Below are 18823 nucleotides of genomic sequence, written 5' to 3'. Positions count from 1 at the left end.
TAGATATGGCATTCAGTCTGTCCGACGAGCAGAAGGCGATTCGCGACGCCGTTCGCGAGTTCGGTGAGAACGAGATCAAACCCGTCGCCGAGGAGTACGATCAGGAACAGATCTACCCCGAAGACCTGCGCAAGAAGGCCGCAGAGTACGACTTCGTCGCACCGAGCATCCCGCTCGAGTACGGCGGTGCCGGGATGGACAAGGTCTCGAGCACCATCGTCACCGAGGAACTCTGGCGTGCAGACCCGGGGATCGGCTCTGCGATCGGCAGTGCCGGCTTCGGCTCGAACATGATCATCGAGTTCGGCGACGAGTGGATGAAAGAAGAGTGGCTGCCCAAGATCGCCGACGGTGAGGTCGCGTCCGTCTCGATGATCTCCGAGCCAGCCCACGGCTCGAACGTCGCCGGGATGGAGACGGTAGCCGAGAAGGACGGCGACGAGTTCGTCGTCAACGGGAACAAGATGTGGATCACCAACGGGACCGTCGCCGACGTCGGCGTCCTGATGGCAAAGACCAGCCCCGGCGAGCGCCACCGCGGCATCACCGCCTTCCTGGTCGAGATGGACTGGGACGGAATCTCGAGAGAGAAGATCGACAACAAACTCGGTATCCGCGCCTCGGACCTTGCGGAAGTCATCTTAGACGACGTGCGCATTCCCGAGGAGTACGTCATCGGTGAAGTCGACAAGGGCTTCTACCAGCTGATGGAGTTCTTCGCCTCCGGGCGTACCAACGTCGCCGCCCAGGCCGTCGGTGCCGCCCAGGGTGCACTCGACGCAGCCGTCGACTACGCCAACGAGCGCGAACAGTTCGGCCAGAAGATCGGCGAGTTCCAGGCCATCGAGCACAAGATCGCCGAGATGGCGACGAAGGTCGAAGCCGCCCGCTCGCTGACTTACCGCGCTGCGAGTCAGGTCGAACAGGAGAATCAGGACGTCGCCGCCAAGTACTCGAGCATGGCGAAGCTGTTCGCGAGCGAGATCTCCGTCGAGGTCGCCGACGAGGGCATCCAGGTCCACGGTGGCTCGGGCTACGTCACGGACTACCCCGCCGAACGCTACTACCGCGACGCCCGCATCACGAAGATCTACGAGGGCACGAGCGAGATCCAGAAGGGCATCATCGCCGACCGCGTACTGTAACGCACTCGCGACGGATCGGTCCCGTCGGATTTTTCGCGCTACCCGCTCGAGCCCGGAGCGTGCTCGCGGTCTTCTCGAGTTCACTTCCCCATCGCTTTCTCGGATCACTATCGGACTCGACTCCCGTGGCGTCGGTGTGACCGCCCCGGGAACGGAACCGGGGTCAGGAGCTACTGCTCGGGGACGCGGAACTCCGTGGCCATCCCCTGCCCGTAACCCACGCACATCGTCGCGAGCCCGAGGCCGCCGCCACGGCGCTCGAGTTCGTGGATGAGTGTCACGGGGAGGCGAGCGCCGGAGGCACCGAGCGGGTGGCCGATCGCGATCGCGCCGCCGTTGACGTTGAAGACGTCGTCGTCGAAGCCGAGTTCGCGCTGGCAGTAGAGCGTCTGGCTGGCGAAGGCCTCGTTGAGTTCGACGAGGTCGTACTCTGCGGCCGAGCGGCCGGTTCGCTCCCAGAGGCTGCGAACGGCGGGAACGGGACCGATTCCCATCACGCGCGGATCGACGCCGGTGACCGCGTGATCGAGAATCTCCGCGCGAATCTCGAGGCCGTGTGCTTCGGCGAACTCGCGTGAGGTGACGATGACGCCCGCGGCACCGTCTGAGATCTGGGAGGCGTTCGCGGCGGTGACGGTGCCGTCTTCGACGAACGCCGGTGGGAGGTCTGCGATCTTCTCTTTCGTCGTGGCGGGACGCAGTCCCTCGTCTTCCTCGACGACCTCGTCACCGGTGTCGATGGGGACGATCTCGGCGTCGAACCGACCGTCGTCGGTCGCCTCGACTGCGCGCTGCTGGCTGCGCGCGCCGTAGGCGTCCTGTGCCTCGCGGCTGATGTCGTACTCGCGGGCGACCGTCTCGGCCGTCTGCCCCATCTGAAGCCCTGCAGCGTCGTACTGCTCGGCGATCCCGTCGTACGCGTCGATCCCCTTCCGCCGTTCGTTCCGGGTCATGTTCTCGACGCCACCGGCGACGATCACCTCGCGCTGGCCAGCCCGGATTGCGTCGCTCGCGCTCGCGATGGCCTCCGCCGAGGACGCACAGAGGCGATCGATCGTGGTCCCGGGCACGTCCTCGCCGAGCTCCGACAGGAGGGCGATGACGCGCGCGATGTTGTTGCTCTGTTCGTTCACCTGCTTGGCACAGCCCCAGCGAACGTCGTCGACCGCGTCGCTCGAGAGACCCGTCCGCTCGAGCATCGTGTCGACGAGTGGCACCGAGAGTTCCTCACTCCCGAGGTCGGCGTAGACGCCGCCGTGTTTTCCCTGCGGTGTTCTGGCTGCGTCGACGATAACGGGTTGGCTATCGCTCATCGTGAGAGAACAGTACACGCACCCGGGCCGTATAGTCTCCGATCCGAAACCGATTCGTGCGGCCCTCCCGGAAGGAGCACCGTAGACGATCGAATCCGGTTCTCGAAACGGCCGCTCGAGTGAGCTCACGAAGCCAGTCGGCCGCCGGCGCGAGACGACGTCCACAGATATAGAATAAGCACTATATTTGGGCGAAAGTATAGAAGAACAGACACAGATAGATGGTTAGTCCAGAATGGTAATCGATCGTACCAGATCACCAGTGCCCCCAGCCCAGTTCAACGTGAGACGCCGGGGCAGGGTCCCGTCGAGGACGCTCCTCTCACCCCCTATCGGCGAGGCTCGAGAGTGGGTCCGGGAGTGAACGACGTGACCGACCGTCCGGGGTTCATCGCAGAATGGACCAATCAACATTACAATATATTCCTCGGTGGACGAGACACCGGGGCCACGTTCTGCCAATATCGTGCGTTTAGAGATCCACAGCACTGCTCGAAAAATCGACACGGCAATCCGGAACAGGAAGTCGTCGGGTGGAAACATCGATCGACTCAATATATATTCCAACGTACGTGCTTGTCCCGTAGTACCATTTTTAGAAGATATACATTCTATCGATATTTATGACTGCGACAGCGCATCTCCACGCGGACCGCAGCGAGCGAGAGTCGGCCCACACATTGACCCGTCACCACGTGGTAGGCGAGTATCGACCACCACGGTCGCCGAGCAATGACCTCGAGTCCACCTGACCAGACCGACCCGGCTGCCGACGAGCGAGCGCGCTACGACTACCACAGCGAGGACGTCGACCGACCGGGGCTCGTCGCCGACCTCGAGCGCCTCGTCGAGGGCGAGGTCCGGTTCGACTCCTACTCGAGACAGCTGTACGCGACCGACGCCTCGATCTACGAGGTAACCCCGATCGGCGTCGTCTTCCCGACGTCGACAGAGGACGTCGCGGCGGTCGTCTCTTACTGTGCGGACCGGGACATTCCGGTCCTCCCACGAGGCGGCGGAACGAGCCTCGCCGGGCAAGCAGTCAACGAGGCCGTCGTCCTCGATTTCACCCGGCACATGGACGACGTCGTCTCGGTTGACCCCGCCGACGCCCGTGTCACGGCCGAGGCGGGAATCTACCTCGAGACGCTGAACGAAGCGGTTGCTCCCCACGGGCTGAAGTTCGCGCCGGATCCCTCCTGGGGCGACAAGAGCGCGCTGGGAGGGGCGATCGGGAACAACTCGACGGGGGCGCACTCGCTACAGTACGGGAAGACCGACGCCTACGTCGAAGCGGTGACGGTGGTGCTCGCAGACGGCACCGTCACCACCTTTGGCGAGGTCGCCGTCGACGAACTGCCCGAACTTTCGACGGGTGACGACCTCGAGTCTCAGATTTACGCCGAAGTCACCCGGATTGTCGAGGAGCAGGGTGATCGCATCGAGGAGGTCTATCCAGACCTGAAACGGAACGTCTCGGGGTACAATCTCGACTGGCTCGTCGAAGGTGTGCGTGGGGCAAAACGCGGAGTCGGCGAACCAGACGCCGAGGCCGGCACGGTCAACGTCGCGAAACTGCTCTGTGGCAGCGAGGGAACCCTCGCGGTCGTCACCGAGGCCACCGTCGTCCTCGAGCCCATCCCGGCAGAGAAGAGCATGGCACTGCTGGCCTACGAGACGGTGCTCGAGGCGATGGCTGACGTCCCCCGGATCGTCGAGCACGGCCCGGCGGCAGTGGAGGCCATCGACGACGTGTTGCTCGACCTCGCACGCCAGACGCCCGAGTTTGGGCCGGTGACGGAGCTCTTACCGGGGGGAACGACTGCCGCCTTGCTCGTGGAGTTCTACGCCGACGATCCCGAAGACGGCCAGCGGCAGGTCGCGAACCTGCTCGCCGATCGCTGCCCGGCCGTCGAGCCGTCCGTCGACTCCGATCCGCCCGAGGAACGGACGGTGACCGGGGCCGACCCCGTCGCGTTCGACGCCCTCGAGGCCCACGACGAGCGCCGACGCGAACAGTTCTGGAAGCTCCGCAAGTCGGGCCTGCCGATCTTGCTCTCGCGGACGACCGACGAGAAACACGTCGCGTTCGTCGAAGACGTCGCGATTCCGCCCGAGAATCTGCGGGCGTACGTCGCCGACGTTCAGGAAATTCTCGAGGCGCACGACACCTACGCGAGTTTCTACGCCCACGCCGGTCCCGGCGTTCTCCACGTCCGCCCGCTCGTGAACACCAAGACCGGAGACGGCCTCGAGACGATGGAGTCGATCGCCGACGCCGTGACGGATCTCGCACTCGAGTACGACGGCTCGGTCTCCGGCGAGCACGGGGACGGCCGCGCTCGCACCCAGTGGAGTCGGAAGCGCTACGGCGAGGAACTCTGGGAGACCTTCCGCGACCTGAAGTCGGCGTTCGATCCGGACTGGCTCCTGAACCCCGGACAGGTCGTCTATCGCGAAGACGATCCGACCGACATGACCGAGGACCACCGGTTCGGTCCCGACTACGACTTCGACGCCGGGTTCGATCCCGTGCTGCGCTGGGAGACCGAACAGGGGTTCCAGGGGATGACCGAACTCTGTCACGGCTGTGGCGGCTGTCGCGGCGAGCAGTCGACCACTGGCGGCGTCATGTGTCCGACCTTCCGCGCCGAAGACGAGGAGATCCTCTCGACGCGCGGCCGGGCGAACATGCTCCGACAGGCGATGAGCGGCGACCTGCCCGACGACCCCACCGACGACGAGTTCGTTCGGGAAGTGCTGGACCTCTGTATCGGCTGTAAGGGCTGCAAACACGACTGCCCGAGCGGCGTCGACCTCGCGAAACTCAAAGCCGAGGTCTCCTACGCCCACCACCGGCGCCACGGCACCTCGCTCCGGGACCGCCTCTTTGCCGACTTCGAACACCTCGCCCGCCTCGGCTCCGCGACCGCCCCCGTCTCGAACTGGCTCTCGAGTCTCCCCGGCTCCGGGCTGATCGGCGAGAAAACCCTCGGAATCGCCAGCGAACGGGACCTCCCAACGTTCCACCGACGGACGTTCGCGAAGCGCGTCGCCGAGCGAGAACCGGCCGTCCCCGCCGCCGAGGCACCCCGACAGGCCATCTTCGTCCCCGACATCTACACCAACCACGAGTATCCCGGCGCCGGCGAGGCCGCACTCGAGGTACTCGAGGCCGCGGGCGTCCACGTCGAGGTCGCAGCCCCTCGCGACCTGGGGCGACCGGCGTTCTCGAAGGGACTGCTCGAGGACGCCGCCGAACGGGCCCGTGACGCCATCGAGACGTTCGTTCCCCGCGTCGACGACGGCTGGGACCTGCTCGTGCTCGAGCCCTCCGACGCGGTGATGGTCCAGGCCGACTACCTGGACCTGTACGCCGGCGAGGCCGTCGAGACGGTCGCCGCGAACACCTACGGCGTCTGTGAGTACCTCGACCGGTTCGACCTCGACGAGGGGATCGACTTCGACGCGTCCGACGAGCACCTCACCTACCACGGCCACTGCCACCAGAAGGCCCACGCGAGAGATCACCACGCCGTCGGCGTCCTCCGGCGGGCCGGCTACGCCGTCGACCCGCTGGACTCGACGTGCTGTGGGATGGCCGGCTCCTTCGGCTACGAGGCCGAACACTACTCGATGAGCCGCGCCATCGGCGAGGTCCTCTACGAACAGGTCGCAGACAGTCCCGGTGACCGCGTCGTCGCCCCCGGTTCCTCCTGTCGAACGCAACTCGGGGATCGACCCGGTGCGAGCGGGGAGCCACCGACCCCCGTCGAAGTCCTCGCCGAGGCCCTTCCCCCGCGGTAATCGACCGGCGGCGGTCCCCCCGCAGGAGGCGGGCGGGCCGCACGTTCGGTGGATCGCTGCCCACAGGTAGTGGCTCCGTCACCGCGTCGGTCGAGAACCGGATCGATCACAAGAGATTTGCCACCCGAGCGTCCTGCTTCCGGCAGACCATCCATGCCCGCGAGCGACCCGGACTCGAGCCCGACCAGACGACGCCTGTTACGTCGGACGAGTCTCGCCGCCGTCGCGACGGCCACCGGTAGCCTCGCCGGCTGTCTCGCCCGTGGCGACGGCAGAGCGACGTCCTGCAACGGGCACGCGATCGAACCCGGCGCCGACCTCTCTGGTGTGGACCTCTCCGGCTGTGACCTCGCGTACGCCGATCTCTCTGGCGCAACCCTGTCTGGAGCCGACCTCACCGGCACCGACCTGTTTCTCGCCGACCTCGAGGACGCAGACCTCAGCAACGCCGATCTCACCGACGCAGCGATGCTCTCGAGGTCCCTTCGATCCGCATCCTCCGTTCGCGGCGCGACGCTCGAGGGGGCGTCGTTCCCCGGGGTCGACCTCTCCGGCCTGGATCTCCGCGGCGTAACGGTTCGGGAGGCCGACCTCGCCGAGGTCGACTTCTCCGGGACCGACCTCTCGGAGGCCGACCTCACCGACGCCGACCTCGCCGACGCCGCGTTCGACGACGCCGATCTCACCGACGCCGACCTGCAGGGGGCGACGCTCGAGGGGGCGTCGTTCGACGGTGTGGTCCTGACCGGGGCCGTCGTCGGGAGCGTCGACCTCTCCGGGGAGGACCTCTCCGGAACCGATCTCTCCGGGACCGACCTCACCGGCGCTGATCTGTCGGGAGCAGACCTCTCGGAGACCACCCTCGAGCGGGCGACGCTCGTCGACGCCGACCTCCGGACGGTCGACCTGACCGGCGCGACGCTCCGCGAGGCGAACCTCGAGGGGGCGAGACTCCAGAGCGCGCGCTTGCGGGACGTCGATCTCGAGGGGGCGACCTGGCACGACGGTGGGCCGGCCCCGGGGACCTGACGGCGCGCCGTCTCCGAGATGGCGGCAACGACTGGACAGAACGGGATCCTTTTGCGGGCGGCTCTCGAGTCGCCAGCAATGACAGACGACTCGCAGACCGGAGACGAGTGGCCGGTGAAACGACTCATGACCGAGGTCGTCGGCTCGGGACACAAGTCCGCCGAAGACATGACCCGCGAACAGGCTCGTGAGGCGCTCGAGCGCATCTTCGCGGGCGATCCCGACGAGACGACCCTCGGTGCGTTCTGGCTGGCAAACCGCTGGAAACGAAACACGCCCGAGGAACTGGGTGCCTACGTCGACGTCATGCGCGAGCAGTCGGTGATAACCGCCGAACCCGGCGTCGACCCCGTCGACTGCGGGGCCAACTACGACGGGAAACACACCACCGCGTTGCTGGGCGTCGCCGCCGGCGTCGTCGCTGCCGCCGCTGGCACACCTGTCGTCGTCCACTCCGGCGATCGGGTTCCGACCCAGAAGGCAACGGCGTACAAACACGTCCTCGACGCCCTCGACGTTCGCACCGAACTCGAGCCAGCCGAGAGCGCCGAGATGGTCGACCAGACCGGCTTTGGCTTCTACTACCAGCCGGCGTTCAACCCTGCGGTCGACGACCTGATCGAGCGCCGCGACGAGATGGGGGTCCGGACGTTCGTCAACACGATCGAGACCCTCGCGAATCCAACCAACGCCGACGTCCACCTCGGCTCGTTCTACCACCTCGCGTTCGCGAAAAAGATGGCCGAGTGCATCCAGGAGAGTGACGAACTCGAGTACTCCCGGGCGATCTTCTTCCAGGGGATGGAAGGCTACGACGACATCCGACCCGGGTACACCAAGGTCGCCGAGTGGAGCTCCGATGGCAGTACCGGAGAGGTCGACGGCGAACTCGAGGACTACGAAATCGAAACCGCGGCCTACGGGATGGACGTCGAACGGGGGGATCTGGCCGTCGAGGACGTGACCGCCGATTCGGCGTCGCTCACCGAATCCGTACTGGCCGGTGAACGCGAGGACCACTTCGCCGACGCCGTCGCCCTCAACGGCGCGTTTCGGATCTACGCCCGCGGCGACGTCGACGACCTCGAGACGGGACTCGAGCGCGCACGTGACGTGCTCGCCGACGGCAGTGCAGAGGCAGTGCTCGAGGGGCTGCGAGCGTTCTGAGTGGGGCGGTGGTCGGGGTAGTCACGACGGAGCGTCCGTCGACACTGCTCGTTCCGTCTCCGTTCTCATCTCGTCGTTTGGGACGACGTACCGATCAGGGAACTCGGGTTCGGGCTCCCTGCCGACGGTGAAGAATCGTTCCGTTCTGGTGAGTTCCTCCGTCGCGGGACTGGGCTTGGTGATCCGTTCGAACTCGACGACGACGCCATCTTCCTCCGCGTCGGCTTCGATGCGCACGGACGCGAGCTGGTAGGACGGATAGAAGACCGGTGGCAGGATGCCGATGATGCCGTCACGGCGGTGGAGACGTTTGAGCCACGTTCCGGTGTTGACGAGGATCCCGCCGTCGACCTCCTGAATCGTCGGACGGTGCGTGTGACCGAAGCAGTAGATCGTCGTCTCCGGTTGCTCGGCGAAGACCGCTCGAGCGGCGTCGTAGTAGGGCGTCTCCGGGTCGACGGTCAACTCGGTCTCGAAGACGCCGAAGCGGTTGATCGTCTTGCGAACGTCCCGTCGAATGAAGTACAGCGGGATGCCGACGAGAAGCAACAGGCCGACGACGGTGACGTTGAGCGAGAGAAGGAACCAGGCAGCCGCGCCCGCGCGTCCGAACTGGCTGAACGCGTCGGCGGCCTGCTCGGTCGGGATCGAGTAGATCCCGAGCAAGTCGAGGCCAGCGAGGATCGCGAGCAGAGCGCTGATGTTGAACAGCAGGAGAAACGGCACCAGCGAATACCGCAAGAGCGGGTTCATCTCCCGGTAGAAGTACTTCGAGAAGAGCCAGACCGGCATCCGCTCGGTCGGCGTCACCGCCTGAACGTCTTTCAGCCAGTTGTACCGTCCGCGGTCGGAGAGCTTGCCCGCCCGACTCGTCACGAGCGTGTTGTAGTAGTACCCAAGCGGCGTCGCGTGGGGATTGCCCCAGTCTTCGATCCGGTTGTTCTGGTCGTGCTGGTGGCCGTGCTCGAAGTGGATCGCCTGCTCGCCGACCGGCCGCGTGATCGACTGCTCCTGACAGAGGTCGACGTTGTAGGCTGCAAAGCGCTCGACGTACTCGTCGTAGGCCGCGAGTTCGTGATCGTGATTCCCCGGCAACAGCGTGACCTGAACGTTCTCACCCGTCGCGCGCAGTTGCTCGAACAGCTCTGGATACGTCTCCTCGAGCATCTCGAACTTCTCGATGCCCTCGACCTGCGTGAACTCCCAGAGCCCGAACGCGTCGCCGTTGATTATCAACTCGGCGTCCTCGTCGGTCTCCTCGAGGCGCTCGAGGAACGCGAGTAGCTCGTCTAAGAACTCGACCTCCTCGAGTTGCTCGTCACCGCCGATGTGGAGGTCGCTGATGACGTAGTAGACGCGGCCGTCCCCACTCCCGTCGCCGTCGGTTCCCATCGTCTCCCACCCTCTGTCCTGCGCGTAAAAAAGGTGCCCGTTCGCAGGGACGCGAGAGACGAGATGGTCGCACCCATGGGTTCAACCCCCATAGATTCAACTCGTCACACACTGGCCGGGTAGATATGACCGCTGCGCAGACGGCGGCCGACGCGTTCGCTCTCCTCTCCGATCCGAGCCGGGTGACCATCCTCCGGGCAGTCGCCGTAGCTCAGTACGAACAGGACCCCTCGAGCCCGGGATTCGAGTCGCTGGCGTTCTCCGAGATCTACGACCGCGTCGACGTCGACAACACCTCGAAACTGTCGTACCACCTCGGCGAGCTCACCGGAACGTATCTGCGAAAAGACGACGACGGCTACGCACTCACCCACGCCGGTGACCAGATCGTCCGGTTCATTCTCGCGGAGAACTTCCACGAACCGACCGACGTCGGCACCATCGAGACCGACGGGACCTGTTTCTACTGCGAGGAGACCGCACTCGAGGCAGGGCTTGACGACCAGTACTTCGTGGTCCGCTGTCAGGCCTGTGATCGACCGGTAACCGGCTACATCGTCACGCCCGCCCAGGCGCGCGCCTCCTCTGGAGAGGCACTGCTGGAGTCGCTCACGCGCAAACAGTGGGCAGAGTTCGGACTGGTCCAGGCGGGCGTCTGCCCGGAGTGTGCCGGACGAGTCGAAACCGACGTCTACAGCGTGGACGATCTGGCGACGCTCGAGGAGGTGCCGATTTCACACTTCACGATGCACGAGTGTGAAGCGTGCCTCCGACGATTCAGCGGACCGCTTGCCTACGCCGCCGCGTTCCGCACGCCGCCGATCGCCTTTCACTGGGACCACGGCGTCGACCTCGTCCAGCACGGCTGGTGGGAACTCTACGACCACCTCGTGGCGGGCCAGTGGACTGCCGATCGGATCGCGACCGACCCAGCGGAGTACCGCGTCGTCTTTCGCCACGGAAACGCGGAGCTACGGATGTTCCTCGACGACGACGCCCGAACCATCCGGACCGAGCGCGTGCGCGGACGAGGGGGGCGACTGACCGAACCGTGACACAATCGTTACAAAAGCACCGTTGAGCGCCACGGACACCATTTCCTCGTGAACCACCTCGAATGGAGTCAGTCGCTCGGGATCGCAGTCGATGGCTCAACGACGATTTTGCAAGCGAGCCGGTAATATATCAATTATTCGATAATATTTAAGGGCCGGATCGGCGTCTGGTCGAACGAGGATCGAGGTGACCACCAATGACCCGATACGAACCACACGACGCGCTCGAGAGTTCACAGCCACCCGATTCAGGACCGACCGACGCACGCTCGCCCGACGAAGTGGCGTCTCCGCACACGGAGTCGGCGAAGACCGGAACGATGACGCTCGAGGATGTTCAGGACGTCTACGCGCGAAACGCACCCTGGATCGACCGACTGGGGTGGCTCGACCACCTGCTCACCGGCCGCTACCGTCGCCGTCAGTTCGACTCCGCCGAGGGTCGCGTGCTCGACGTGGCCTGTGGATCGGGATCGAACTTCCGGTACCTGCCCGAGGCAGCCGACATCGTCGGTATCGACATCAGCGAGCCGCTGATCGAACAGGCTCGCGCGGAACTCGAGGCCCTCGACCGAGACGGCACGGTCGAACGGATGGATGCCCAGGCGCTCGAATTCGACGACGACAGCTTCGACACCGTTATCTCGTCGTTTTCGACGTGTACGTTTCCGGACCAGGAGGCAGCCCTCCGGGAGATGGGCCGGGTCTGTCAGCCAGACGGACAAATCCTCTTGCTCGAGCACGGCCGCAGCGACAACCCACTCCTCGCTCGCGTTCAGGAGTGGCGCGCCGACGCCCACTACGAACAGTCCGGCTGTCGGCTGACCCAGGAGCCACTCGAGGTCGTCGACCGGGCGGGCCTCCCCGTCGCGGAGGTCGAAACCGCCCAGTTCGGTCGCATCACGGGAATCGTCTGTGAGCCACCCGACGGCGATCACCGGGGTGTCGACCGATGACCGAACGTCGTTCATCCGCCGGCGACGGGGACGGGACGCTCGCGTCCGGTGCCGGTAGTAGGCGCTACCCCGGCACGGGGCTCGATGGCCGACCCGGGCCAGTGACCAACGCGATACGCTGGCTCGTCCTCCTCGGGACGCCGATCGCTCTTGGTGTCGTCCTGGCGGTCCACCCCCACGGCGGCGAGAACCTCTACGAGAGTCTCACACCCGTCGCAGACCAGTGGTTCCACGTCCACGTCGCGTTGCTCCCCCTCTTCGGGCTCCTCGGCGTGAGCGTGTACCTCCTCCTCGCGGAGTACGCGGGACGACTGGCGACGATCGGACGGATCGGCGTCGCCGTCTACCTCGTCGCCTACCTCGCGTTCGAGGCGATCGCCGGACTCGCAACCGGGCTCCTGGTTCGATCCGGCCAGGGGCTGCCGAGCGAACAACAGGCCGGCGTCGCCGCGGCCCTCGAGGCGATGGCCACGGACCCACTGGTCGCCGCCCTCGTACTGATCGGATCGGCCGGGATCACCGTCTCGACGATCGCTCTCGGCGTCCTGCTCCGGCGCTCCGGGGCGCCGCTCGTTCCCGTCCTCCTGCTCGCCGGCATCCCCCTCGTCGTCGTCGGCCACGGTGGCGGCTACGTGGACGTCGTCGGCGCCGCGATGGTCACGCTCAGTGTGGCCTGGCTCGAGTTCGGCTGGCAAGGCCAGTATCGGTCGGCGACGAGTCAGGCCGCCTGACGGGGCTCGAGGCTCGAGGACAGCGTCCTTCACTCGCCCACGGTACGCTCGAGCGGGCGTTCTCGGTCGTCGGAGCACAGAATGACGTGGGCATGTGCACTGGGGATCAGTTCGACTCGATCGACTCCAGTTTCACCCACCTCGACCCACCGCCCACGGGGAGACGTACCATATTCAGCGTTACAGCCATATTCTGGCGACGGCCCGTGCCAATGGCCAATTATATAATAAGAATACACTTCGGATTACTATCTACCGATGGACTCGTCCCTGCGTATACACCGGGGTCTGTCCCCACAACAGGGACTTCGCTACTTGCGAAGCCCTCAACGATACCCAGAAATCGCCGAGTCTCTGCCCGTCTTCAGTTCCCCCTCACGCGATACGACGTGGATCAATAACGTACCATCTCACTCAGGACGTCCCGACAGATGTCGTCAGTAACCGGATGAACGTCAGCTCACGAGTTCTGGAAATCCATTACGACAAACGAAGCGAGAAAACGAAAATGGAGCAACGCCGAAGATACTTGGAGTAGTGGTGCTCCAAATGCCTCTTGGCCCGAAATGTAGCTCGTGTGAGTCACTTGGCGTTGAAGTGAATCAACCAAACGATCTTCTCTCTCTCCCCAAGCGTTATTATTCAACACACAAATCATGAATTGTATGTCGGAGGCCGCCGGTGACCCCGAACGAGCGATCAACGGTCTCATGTCGGTCGCACAGCTCCTGGAAGAGCCGCGACTGGCTCGTCTCTACACGTTTGTCCTGCGAGAGGGAGATGTCACTATCGACGATATTGTCGACAAACTGGAGATGCCACGCACTACGGCGTACTCGGACACAGGGACGCTCGTCGAACTCGGCGTGCTGACCCGAGATGAGGAGCAGAAGACGCACACCTATTCGGCGATTCCAGTTACACTCACCGCGAACCTCGACGGAGACGAATATACGGTCACCCCAACGCTCGTTGAAGCGTTCGGGTGCTCGCCCCAAGATCAGGACCTTGACCTCCTAATCGAAAAACACGGGCTCGGGAAGCTCGCAGCTGCTCTCACATACGCGATACCGTACGCCGAGGGAGAAATGCCCGAACGAATCGCTGCCCGGGAACTCGATCTTCAATACGCGTTTGCTATTGCCGTTCTCCAAGCACTGGGAGATGTCGTGCAGGATATGAAGGTGGTAGATCCCTACTTCGAAGACATCCGTAACGCTCGTGATCAACCGGTTGCAGATGAATGAGGGGCGGAAACGATGAGTGAGTCTTTCGACCCGTTTCAGGGGTCCGTAGCCTGGATAGCAGATTCGGGTCTGTTTATCGCCTGTGGCCGACAGCAGAACAACACGTACGCTGCACTCGAACGATTCGCGGCACAGAACGATCTCACGTTTGTGTTCCACAGCGCGTCTACGACGAACTGGGCGGAGCACCGGACCGTAGCACTCCAGGACAGACGCCGATCAACAGCGCGATCGACGCCGAGTGGGTCCAGATCGCTACCGAACCCGACTCCACGAAGGGGACGGTTTCACGAGTGATGGATGATGTCCGAACGTTCATCGCTCGTTCGTCAAACCGGACCGAAGACCAAATCGAGAAGGCAGATGCCGCGCTTGCAGCTGTCGCAGTCCAACTTTTAGAGAAGGATGGTCTTGTTGAAACCCTCAGGCGACGATAGTTTTTATAGGGAATACACAGCGCGAATGTCACACAAAGCGTGGCTTGATTTGCGAAGGCACTGATCGGTCAGTGCAGGCCGCATATGCATCACAGACCATACTATCCATCAATTAGGGTTAATTTCTCACGTGTCTCAGTTGGGATTGGATTGACGTATTTCACATCTTCGTCGTCACAAAGATCGTCGAAATCGCCGTCAGTTGTAATCAAGTAATCGGCGTCATATGCTCGTGCAAGCGCAACGATGAACGAATCGTACACGTCGTGGTTTTTCTCAGCGCTAATCTCGTACGCCTCAAGCAGCGTTGTCTCGGTGGCACTGACGATTCGTGCAGGGCTACGAACAAGTGATTGGATAGCATTTCGAGCATCAACTGCGTCTACTCCAAAATTGCTCGTCATCAGATACTGCGCTCGCAACGGATAATAATCAAACACGAGCAAGACGTTTGGCCCATCAATTGCGTTTTGGACCCACGGATACACATCGTCATGTGCAGGATGATCATCGGTGAGCGCGATTGCTAGTACGTTCACGTCAGTGAGAACTGTCACTTCAGTAGGGAGAGAATCAGTCATCGGATAGTCGCTCACTGGTCCATCGGCCCGAAGAGGGTTTCTCCGGCATCAGTTGGTGTCGTGTTCTCCCAGTTCTTCTGACCGGCTGTTGCTGTTTCTAATTTCGAGCTTGGTTTGGGGTTGACTTCAAGGACCGACCCGACGAGGGTTGCAGGAACCTCATCGTTTGATTCGATTCCTAATCGGTCCCGAACCTCTTTTGGGAGTGTTACCCGCCCTCTATCGTCCACTGTGAGTGTGAGTTCTTCCCCGCTGTTCGCTTCAGATGCAGACCTTCCCATTTTGAATCACCTAATTCCCACTACTATGCTGACATACAAAACTCTTGCGCCACTCGAAATGCTGATCAGTTCGCAGGTGTAGTGGGCGGCTAGTTCAGCGATTCCGGCGCGAAAGAAACAGAGTCGCGGTGCTGCACTCTCCCTCTATATTCACCTATGGAAATTCTGCTAATCGATCAAACCACGTTTGCCAAGATAATTCTTCGGGCGACAAGGACTTGCTGTGGTTTTCTGGCCTAGAATCGACAACCGGCGAACCGGTGGCTACTGTCACAACCATCAGGCGGGGGACTTCCTGTTTGCGAGAGTAATCACTCACGCTGCCACCAGCCAGCCAATGAGCGCCGCCCCGGCGGCGCTCAGGCACTCACCCCTGGTGGATCGTACACCTCCTCACGGTCCAGCATATGATACATTGAAACCAGCAACTTCCGAGCGGTTGCCACAATCGCTGTTTTCGAGTTCTTCTTTCGAGCTAACCGGTTGTAGAACCGGCTAAGGTACTCGTCTTCGCATGTATGAACCGCTGTGTACGACGCTTGAACGAGCAGCCACCGGACCCGTCCTGACCCTCGCTTCGAGATGCTTCCCTCAAACCGCGAGTCGCCAGACTCGCGGATTATCGGGTTCAACCCGAAGTAGCTAACAACTTCCTTGGCCCGGTCAAACCGGTTGACCTCGCCCAACTCCGCGTAAATCGTCAACGCCGTAAAGTAACTCACACCAGGAATCGTCATCAGGAGCTGGGTCTCCTTCAGAGACCCAGCCCGCTCCTCGATCTCTGCTTCTAACGATTCGATTTGCTCGGTGAGCACCTGAATCAGTTCCAGGTACGACTCCAACAACGCGTCCCACGGTGCCGGGAGCGAGAGTTCCGCCAGGAACTCTCGTCCCTCCACACTCAACGGCTTTACCTCACGGGTGATACCGTGGTCACTCAACAAGCCATGGATCTTGTTCGCGTACTCAGTCCGGTTCTCAACGAGTTTCTGGCGCCCGCGCACGAGTGCGCGGGCTTGCCGAACCTCGTCGGTTGGAACGTAGCTTTCTGGAACCGAGCCTAACCGAAGCATTCGAGCGAGTTGTTTCGCATCAACGCGGTCAGTTTTCTTATCCGAGTCAGAGATCAGCTTCAATTCGCCGGGGTTAGCGACAGTCACATCCAGATACGCTGAAAGCGTATCGTGGATGTGGTAGTAGTTGCTGGTGGCTTCAAGCGCGGCTTTGGACCCAGCGTACCGCTGGGCAAAGTCGTCGAGGTTCGCGTTTTCGACGCGAACCTCTTCGACGATCTCACCGTTTTTGTCCAGTACTGCGATCTGTGAGTACCGCTTGTGTACGTCGATTCCAATGAACATTGGGCTCACCTTGGAACGCCGGTGCGTGAAACAGAGATTCACCTATGCGGGCTTTCCCGACTGCCGCTCCTGGCGGCAGTCGGGCTGTAATGCCCAGGACTCGGCTTCCTACGCACTCGGACCAGTCAGCAGCACGTGCTCTCGGGCACGGAATACAGCTCGGTCTCTTGCGTCCCATACTTGTTTCACGCTCTCATGGGATATAGCAGAATTTCCATCGAGTCAGCAAGTCCGCTGAAACCCATCACCAATTGAGGGTTTCAACAAGGCCGGAGCCAATTGTTTCTGGTCTGTTGAGTGGGCTTAGACGAGGTTGAACAGCGGGCAGAATCAAATCAGGTAGATTTCATCGCGTGGCCACAGAGCCGATCTCTATTGACTCTACTGCGGATCCAGTAAGGACACTAGACCCGTGCAGTTTTGAGCGTTGCCCGAATGGTTGCGGGTATGCTCATAGAGGCGAATCGATTCTACGAACACGATGAGCACGGACGTATCGTCGTTCTCGGGCTTCACCGGATTTACAACCGGTTCAATACCATCCGTTCTAGCTTAGCGACTAACTGAGACGGTGATCACGCCGAAAATGCGTCGAGTCTCACCGCAATCATACCGAGATAGCTGCTGCTCAAGCAAACCAGCCGGTTCTTGGTCATGTCTCCCGTCGAAGGCGGCGCACTCGCAGTCGTGAGTGCGCCGCCGTTCCAGAGCCGTCGCTGACCAGCCTGGGCGATCCAGCCCGTCTCGTCAGGCGAGTTCGTTACCAGAACTCGCCTGACTCCACCTGTTCACGTAACCTCGGACGGTGTGGATTTGGATCTCGTGACGACCACAGCAACAACGAATCGAGATCCGGTAGCTCGTACCCCAGATCCAACATCAGGTACAACTGGATCAGATGAGCGTGGCGTTCGACAGCGTGTGAACATCGTCGTCGAGGAAGCCGCGTCGACGACGCCGCGGCGTCGTCGGCGCAGTCTCGCTGCTTTGCGTCCAGTTTCTGGAGTTCGTCGACGATAACCCGGCTCATCAGCAGCGAGAGTGCTGCCATGATGATCAGCGCCTCGATGATGTAGGCGTCGGTCGTGTTGATCTCGTCCAGACCGAACCGTGATTTGAGTTCTTTGAACAGCAGTTCGATCTCCCAGCGCGCCCGATAGAGCTGTGCGATATCGGGCGCGCGGTAGTCGTCTCTCTCCAGATTCGTCAGGTACAGATGATACTCGCCGCTGTCATCGTTGCGAACGCCGACTAATCGGAAGGTTCGGGTCGCGCTGGCGCCCGACCCTCGTTTGCGGTCGAACGAGAGCGTGATCTGTACGTCAATTTCCTGTCGCTTCAGGTCGTCGAGGACGGCCTGCAGCGACTGGCCTTCTAGCGGAATGCTGTTCCCTCGCCACGTCCGGAGTTCTTCGACGATTTCGAAGTCTGCGTTTTCTTTGACGCGAGAGACGAACCAGCCATCATTGGCGTCAATGCGGTCGAACAGCCAGAAATCGTAGTAGCCGAGATCGAACAGAATGAGGGCGCCAGCTACCCACTCGCCGGTGGGTAGCTGGCTCCGTTCATGGGTGCTCGCGTCGGTCGTCCGAAATCGCGTTGGAAGTCCCGTTGAGAGCGATTCGGTGAGATGGAGTTTCGCCCCGGCTCGGTCATCATCGAGTGCGTAGACATCTTTGGCGTCTTGGTAGAGCGAGATGATCGTCGCGTCGACGATGAGGACGTCTCGAAATCGTTCGAGACGTCCGCTCAGCTCGGTTTGGCCGGTGTCGAGATTCTCGATGGCCTCATCGAGAATCTCTCGAAGGAGTGCGACGAACCCTGGTTTGAACCAGCCGTGAAACGTCGCATACGAGAGTTCGTCGCAGTCAGCCATCTCGACGTAGCGTTCGAGAAACGCCTGAATGGATCGATCAGAACCAGCGGCAAAGCCGAGGGAGAGCGTGTAAAACAACGCGACGACGTCGAGTTTCCGCTCTCGCTGGATAAGATTCGTTGCGCGAGCACGCTCGCGCAACTCATCGGATGGAAACGCTCTTTGAATTCGGTTCACAACTACTGAATCCGGTGGTTTGTACACACTTCCCACCGGATTCTCACATTCCTAGTTACTGACGATTCTAGCTTGGCGTCTCTGGATACCCCGACCTGTTAAACTAGAACGGATGGGTTCAATACCGAATCCGGGCACGGTGAAGACGTGCAGGTTGTTGTTCGATTCGCTACCACGTGGGATCATTACGGTCCGATGCCAGGCGGTGGAACTGGTGAACCACTCGACGAGTTCGTTTCTCAAGCGAGTGGCCCACTTCAAGACACGTTGC

The 18823-nt window shown here is 62.2% G+C and carries 14 protein-coding genes and 1 pseudogene; 9 read left to right on the top strand and 6 right to left on the bottom strand.

Going from position 1 to position 18823, the window contains the following annotated elements; genetic code table 11:
• The first annotated feature begins 5 nt into the window (after nucleotides 1-5).
• Complete coding sequence (locus B1756_RS12790) at nucleotides 6-1145, top strand: acyl-CoA dehydrogenase family protein (RefSeq protein ID WP_086888888.1); 1140 nt, start codon at nucleotides 6-8, stop codon at nucleotides 1143-1145.
• Nucleotides 1146-1315: 170 nt separating this feature from the next.
• Here B1756_RS12790 and B1756_RS12785 read toward each other — a convergent pair whose 3' ends face one another.
• Nucleotides 1316-2458 carry a thiolase family protein gene (locus B1756_RS12785; RefSeq protein ID WP_086890182.1) on the bottom strand — a complete coding sequence of 381 codons (1143 nt, stop codon included), beginning with the start codon at nucleotides 2456-2458 and terminating at the stop codon, nucleotides 1316-1318.
• Between the two features lie 732 nt (nucleotides 2459-3190).
• On the opposite strand from B1756_RS12785, the gene B1756_RS12775 reads away from it, so the two are divergent.
• From B1756_RS12775 to B1756_RS12765, 3 genes are all read left to right on the top strand, one after another.
• Nucleotides 3191-6265, top strand: coding sequence for an FAD-binding and (Fe-S)-binding domain-containing protein (locus B1756_RS12775; RefSeq protein ID WP_086888886.1), 3075 nt, complete (start codon nucleotides 3191-3193; stop codon nucleotides 6263-6265).
• A gap of 153 nt (nucleotides 6266-6418) precedes the next feature.
• Nucleotides 6419-7294, top strand: coding sequence for a pentapeptide repeat-containing protein (locus B1756_RS12770; protein WP_086888885.1), 876 nt, complete (start codon nucleotides 6419-6421; stop codon nucleotides 7292-7294).
• 78 nt (nucleotides 7295-7372) lie between these two features.
• A complete protein-coding gene (locus tag B1756_RS12765; RefSeq protein ID WP_086888884.1) occupies nucleotides 7373-8461 on the top strand; it encodes an anthranilate phosphoribosyltransferase in 1089 nt (362 codons plus the stop codon).
• 21 nt (nucleotides 8462-8482) lie between these two features.
• Here the strand turns inward: B1756_RS12765 and B1756_RS12760 are convergent, their stop codons facing one another.
• Complete coding sequence (locus B1756_RS12760) at nucleotides 8483-9853, bottom strand: metallophosphoesterase (protein ID WP_086888883.1); 1371 nt, start codon at nucleotides 9851-9853, stop codon at nucleotides 8483-8485.
• A gap of 125 nt (nucleotides 9854-9978) precedes the next feature.
• Between B1756_RS12760 and B1756_RS12755 the strand changes: the two genes are divergently transcribed.
• The 5 genes and pseudogenes from B1756_RS12755 to B1756_RS20185 all read left to right on the top strand — a co-directional run.
• The gene (locus tag B1756_RS12755) at nucleotides 9979-10908 is read left to right on the top strand and encodes a DUF7351 domain-containing protein (RefSeq protein ID WP_086888882.1); all 930 of its coding nucleotides are present in this window, start codon (nucleotides 9979-9981) and stop codon (nucleotides 10906-10908) included.
• Nucleotides 10909-11105: 197 nt separating this feature from the next.
• Nucleotides 11106-11864 carry a class I SAM-dependent methyltransferase gene (locus B1756_RS12750; protein WP_228434364.1) on the top strand — a complete coding sequence of 253 codons (759 nt, stop codon included), beginning with the start codon at nucleotides 11106-11108 and terminating at the stop codon, nucleotides 11862-11864.
• On the top strand, nucleotides 11861-12595 hold the full coding sequence (locus B1756_RS12745; RefSeq protein WP_228434363.1) for a hypothetical protein: 735 nt from the start codon (nucleotides 11861-11863) through the stop codon (nucleotides 12593-12595). Before B1756_RS12750 ends, B1756_RS12745 begins: the two co-directional genes overlap by 4 nt.
• 665 nt (nucleotides 12596-13260) lie before the next feature.
• Nucleotides 13261-13842: a DUF7437 domain-containing protein gene (locus tag B1756_RS12740; RefSeq protein ID WP_086888880.1), complete on the top strand. Its 582-nt coding sequence runs from the start codon at nucleotides 13261-13263 to the stop codon at nucleotides 13840-13842.
• Between the two features lie 12 nt (nucleotides 13843-13854).
• A pseudogene (locus B1756_RS20185) lies at nucleotides 13855-14243 on the top strand (PIN domain-containing protein); the annotation flags it as partial.
• Nucleotides 14244-14380: 137 nt separating this feature from the next.
• Here the strand turns inward: B1756_RS20185 and B1756_RS12730 are convergent.
• The 4 genes from B1756_RS12730 to B1756_RS12715 all read right to left on the bottom strand — a co-directional run bounded on the left by B1756_RS12730 (nucleotide 14381) and on the right by B1756_RS12715 (nucleotide 18588).
• Nucleotides 14381-14860: a type II toxin-antitoxin system VapC family toxin gene (locus tag B1756_RS12730; protein ID WP_086888879.1), complete on the bottom strand. Its 480-nt coding sequence runs from the start codon at nucleotides 14858-14860 to the stop codon at nucleotides 14381-14383.
• An 11-nt stretch (nucleotides 14861-14871) separates the two neighbouring features.
• Entirely contained in the window at nucleotides 14872-15141 is a 270-nt protein-coding gene (locus B1756_RS12725; protein WP_086888878.1) for an AbrB/MazE/SpoVT family DNA-binding domain-containing protein, read from the bottom strand.
• A 359-nt stretch (nucleotides 15142-15500) separates the two neighbouring features.
• On the bottom strand, nucleotides 15501-16499 hold the full coding sequence (locus B1756_RS12720; RefSeq protein ID WP_086888190.1) for an IS110 family RNA-guided transposase: 999 nt from the start codon (nucleotides 16497-16499) through the stop codon (nucleotides 15501-15503).
• Between the two features lie 760 nt (nucleotides 16500-17259).
• Entirely contained in the window at nucleotides 17260-18588 is a 1329-nt protein-coding gene (locus tag B1756_RS12715; RefSeq protein ID WP_086887708.1) for an IS4 family transposase, read from the bottom strand.
• Between the last annotated feature and the right edge of the window lie 235 nt (nucleotides 18589-18823).

The organism is Natrarchaeobaculum aegyptiacum (assembly GCF_002156705.1).
In the GTDB taxonomy this organism is placed as follows: domain Archaea; phylum Halobacteriota; class Halobacteria; order Halobacteriales; family Natrialbaceae; genus Natrarchaeobaculum; species Natrarchaeobaculum aegyptiacum.
Note: the sequence above shows the minus strand (reverse complement) of the source record. Positions and strands in the feature narration are given on the sequence as shown.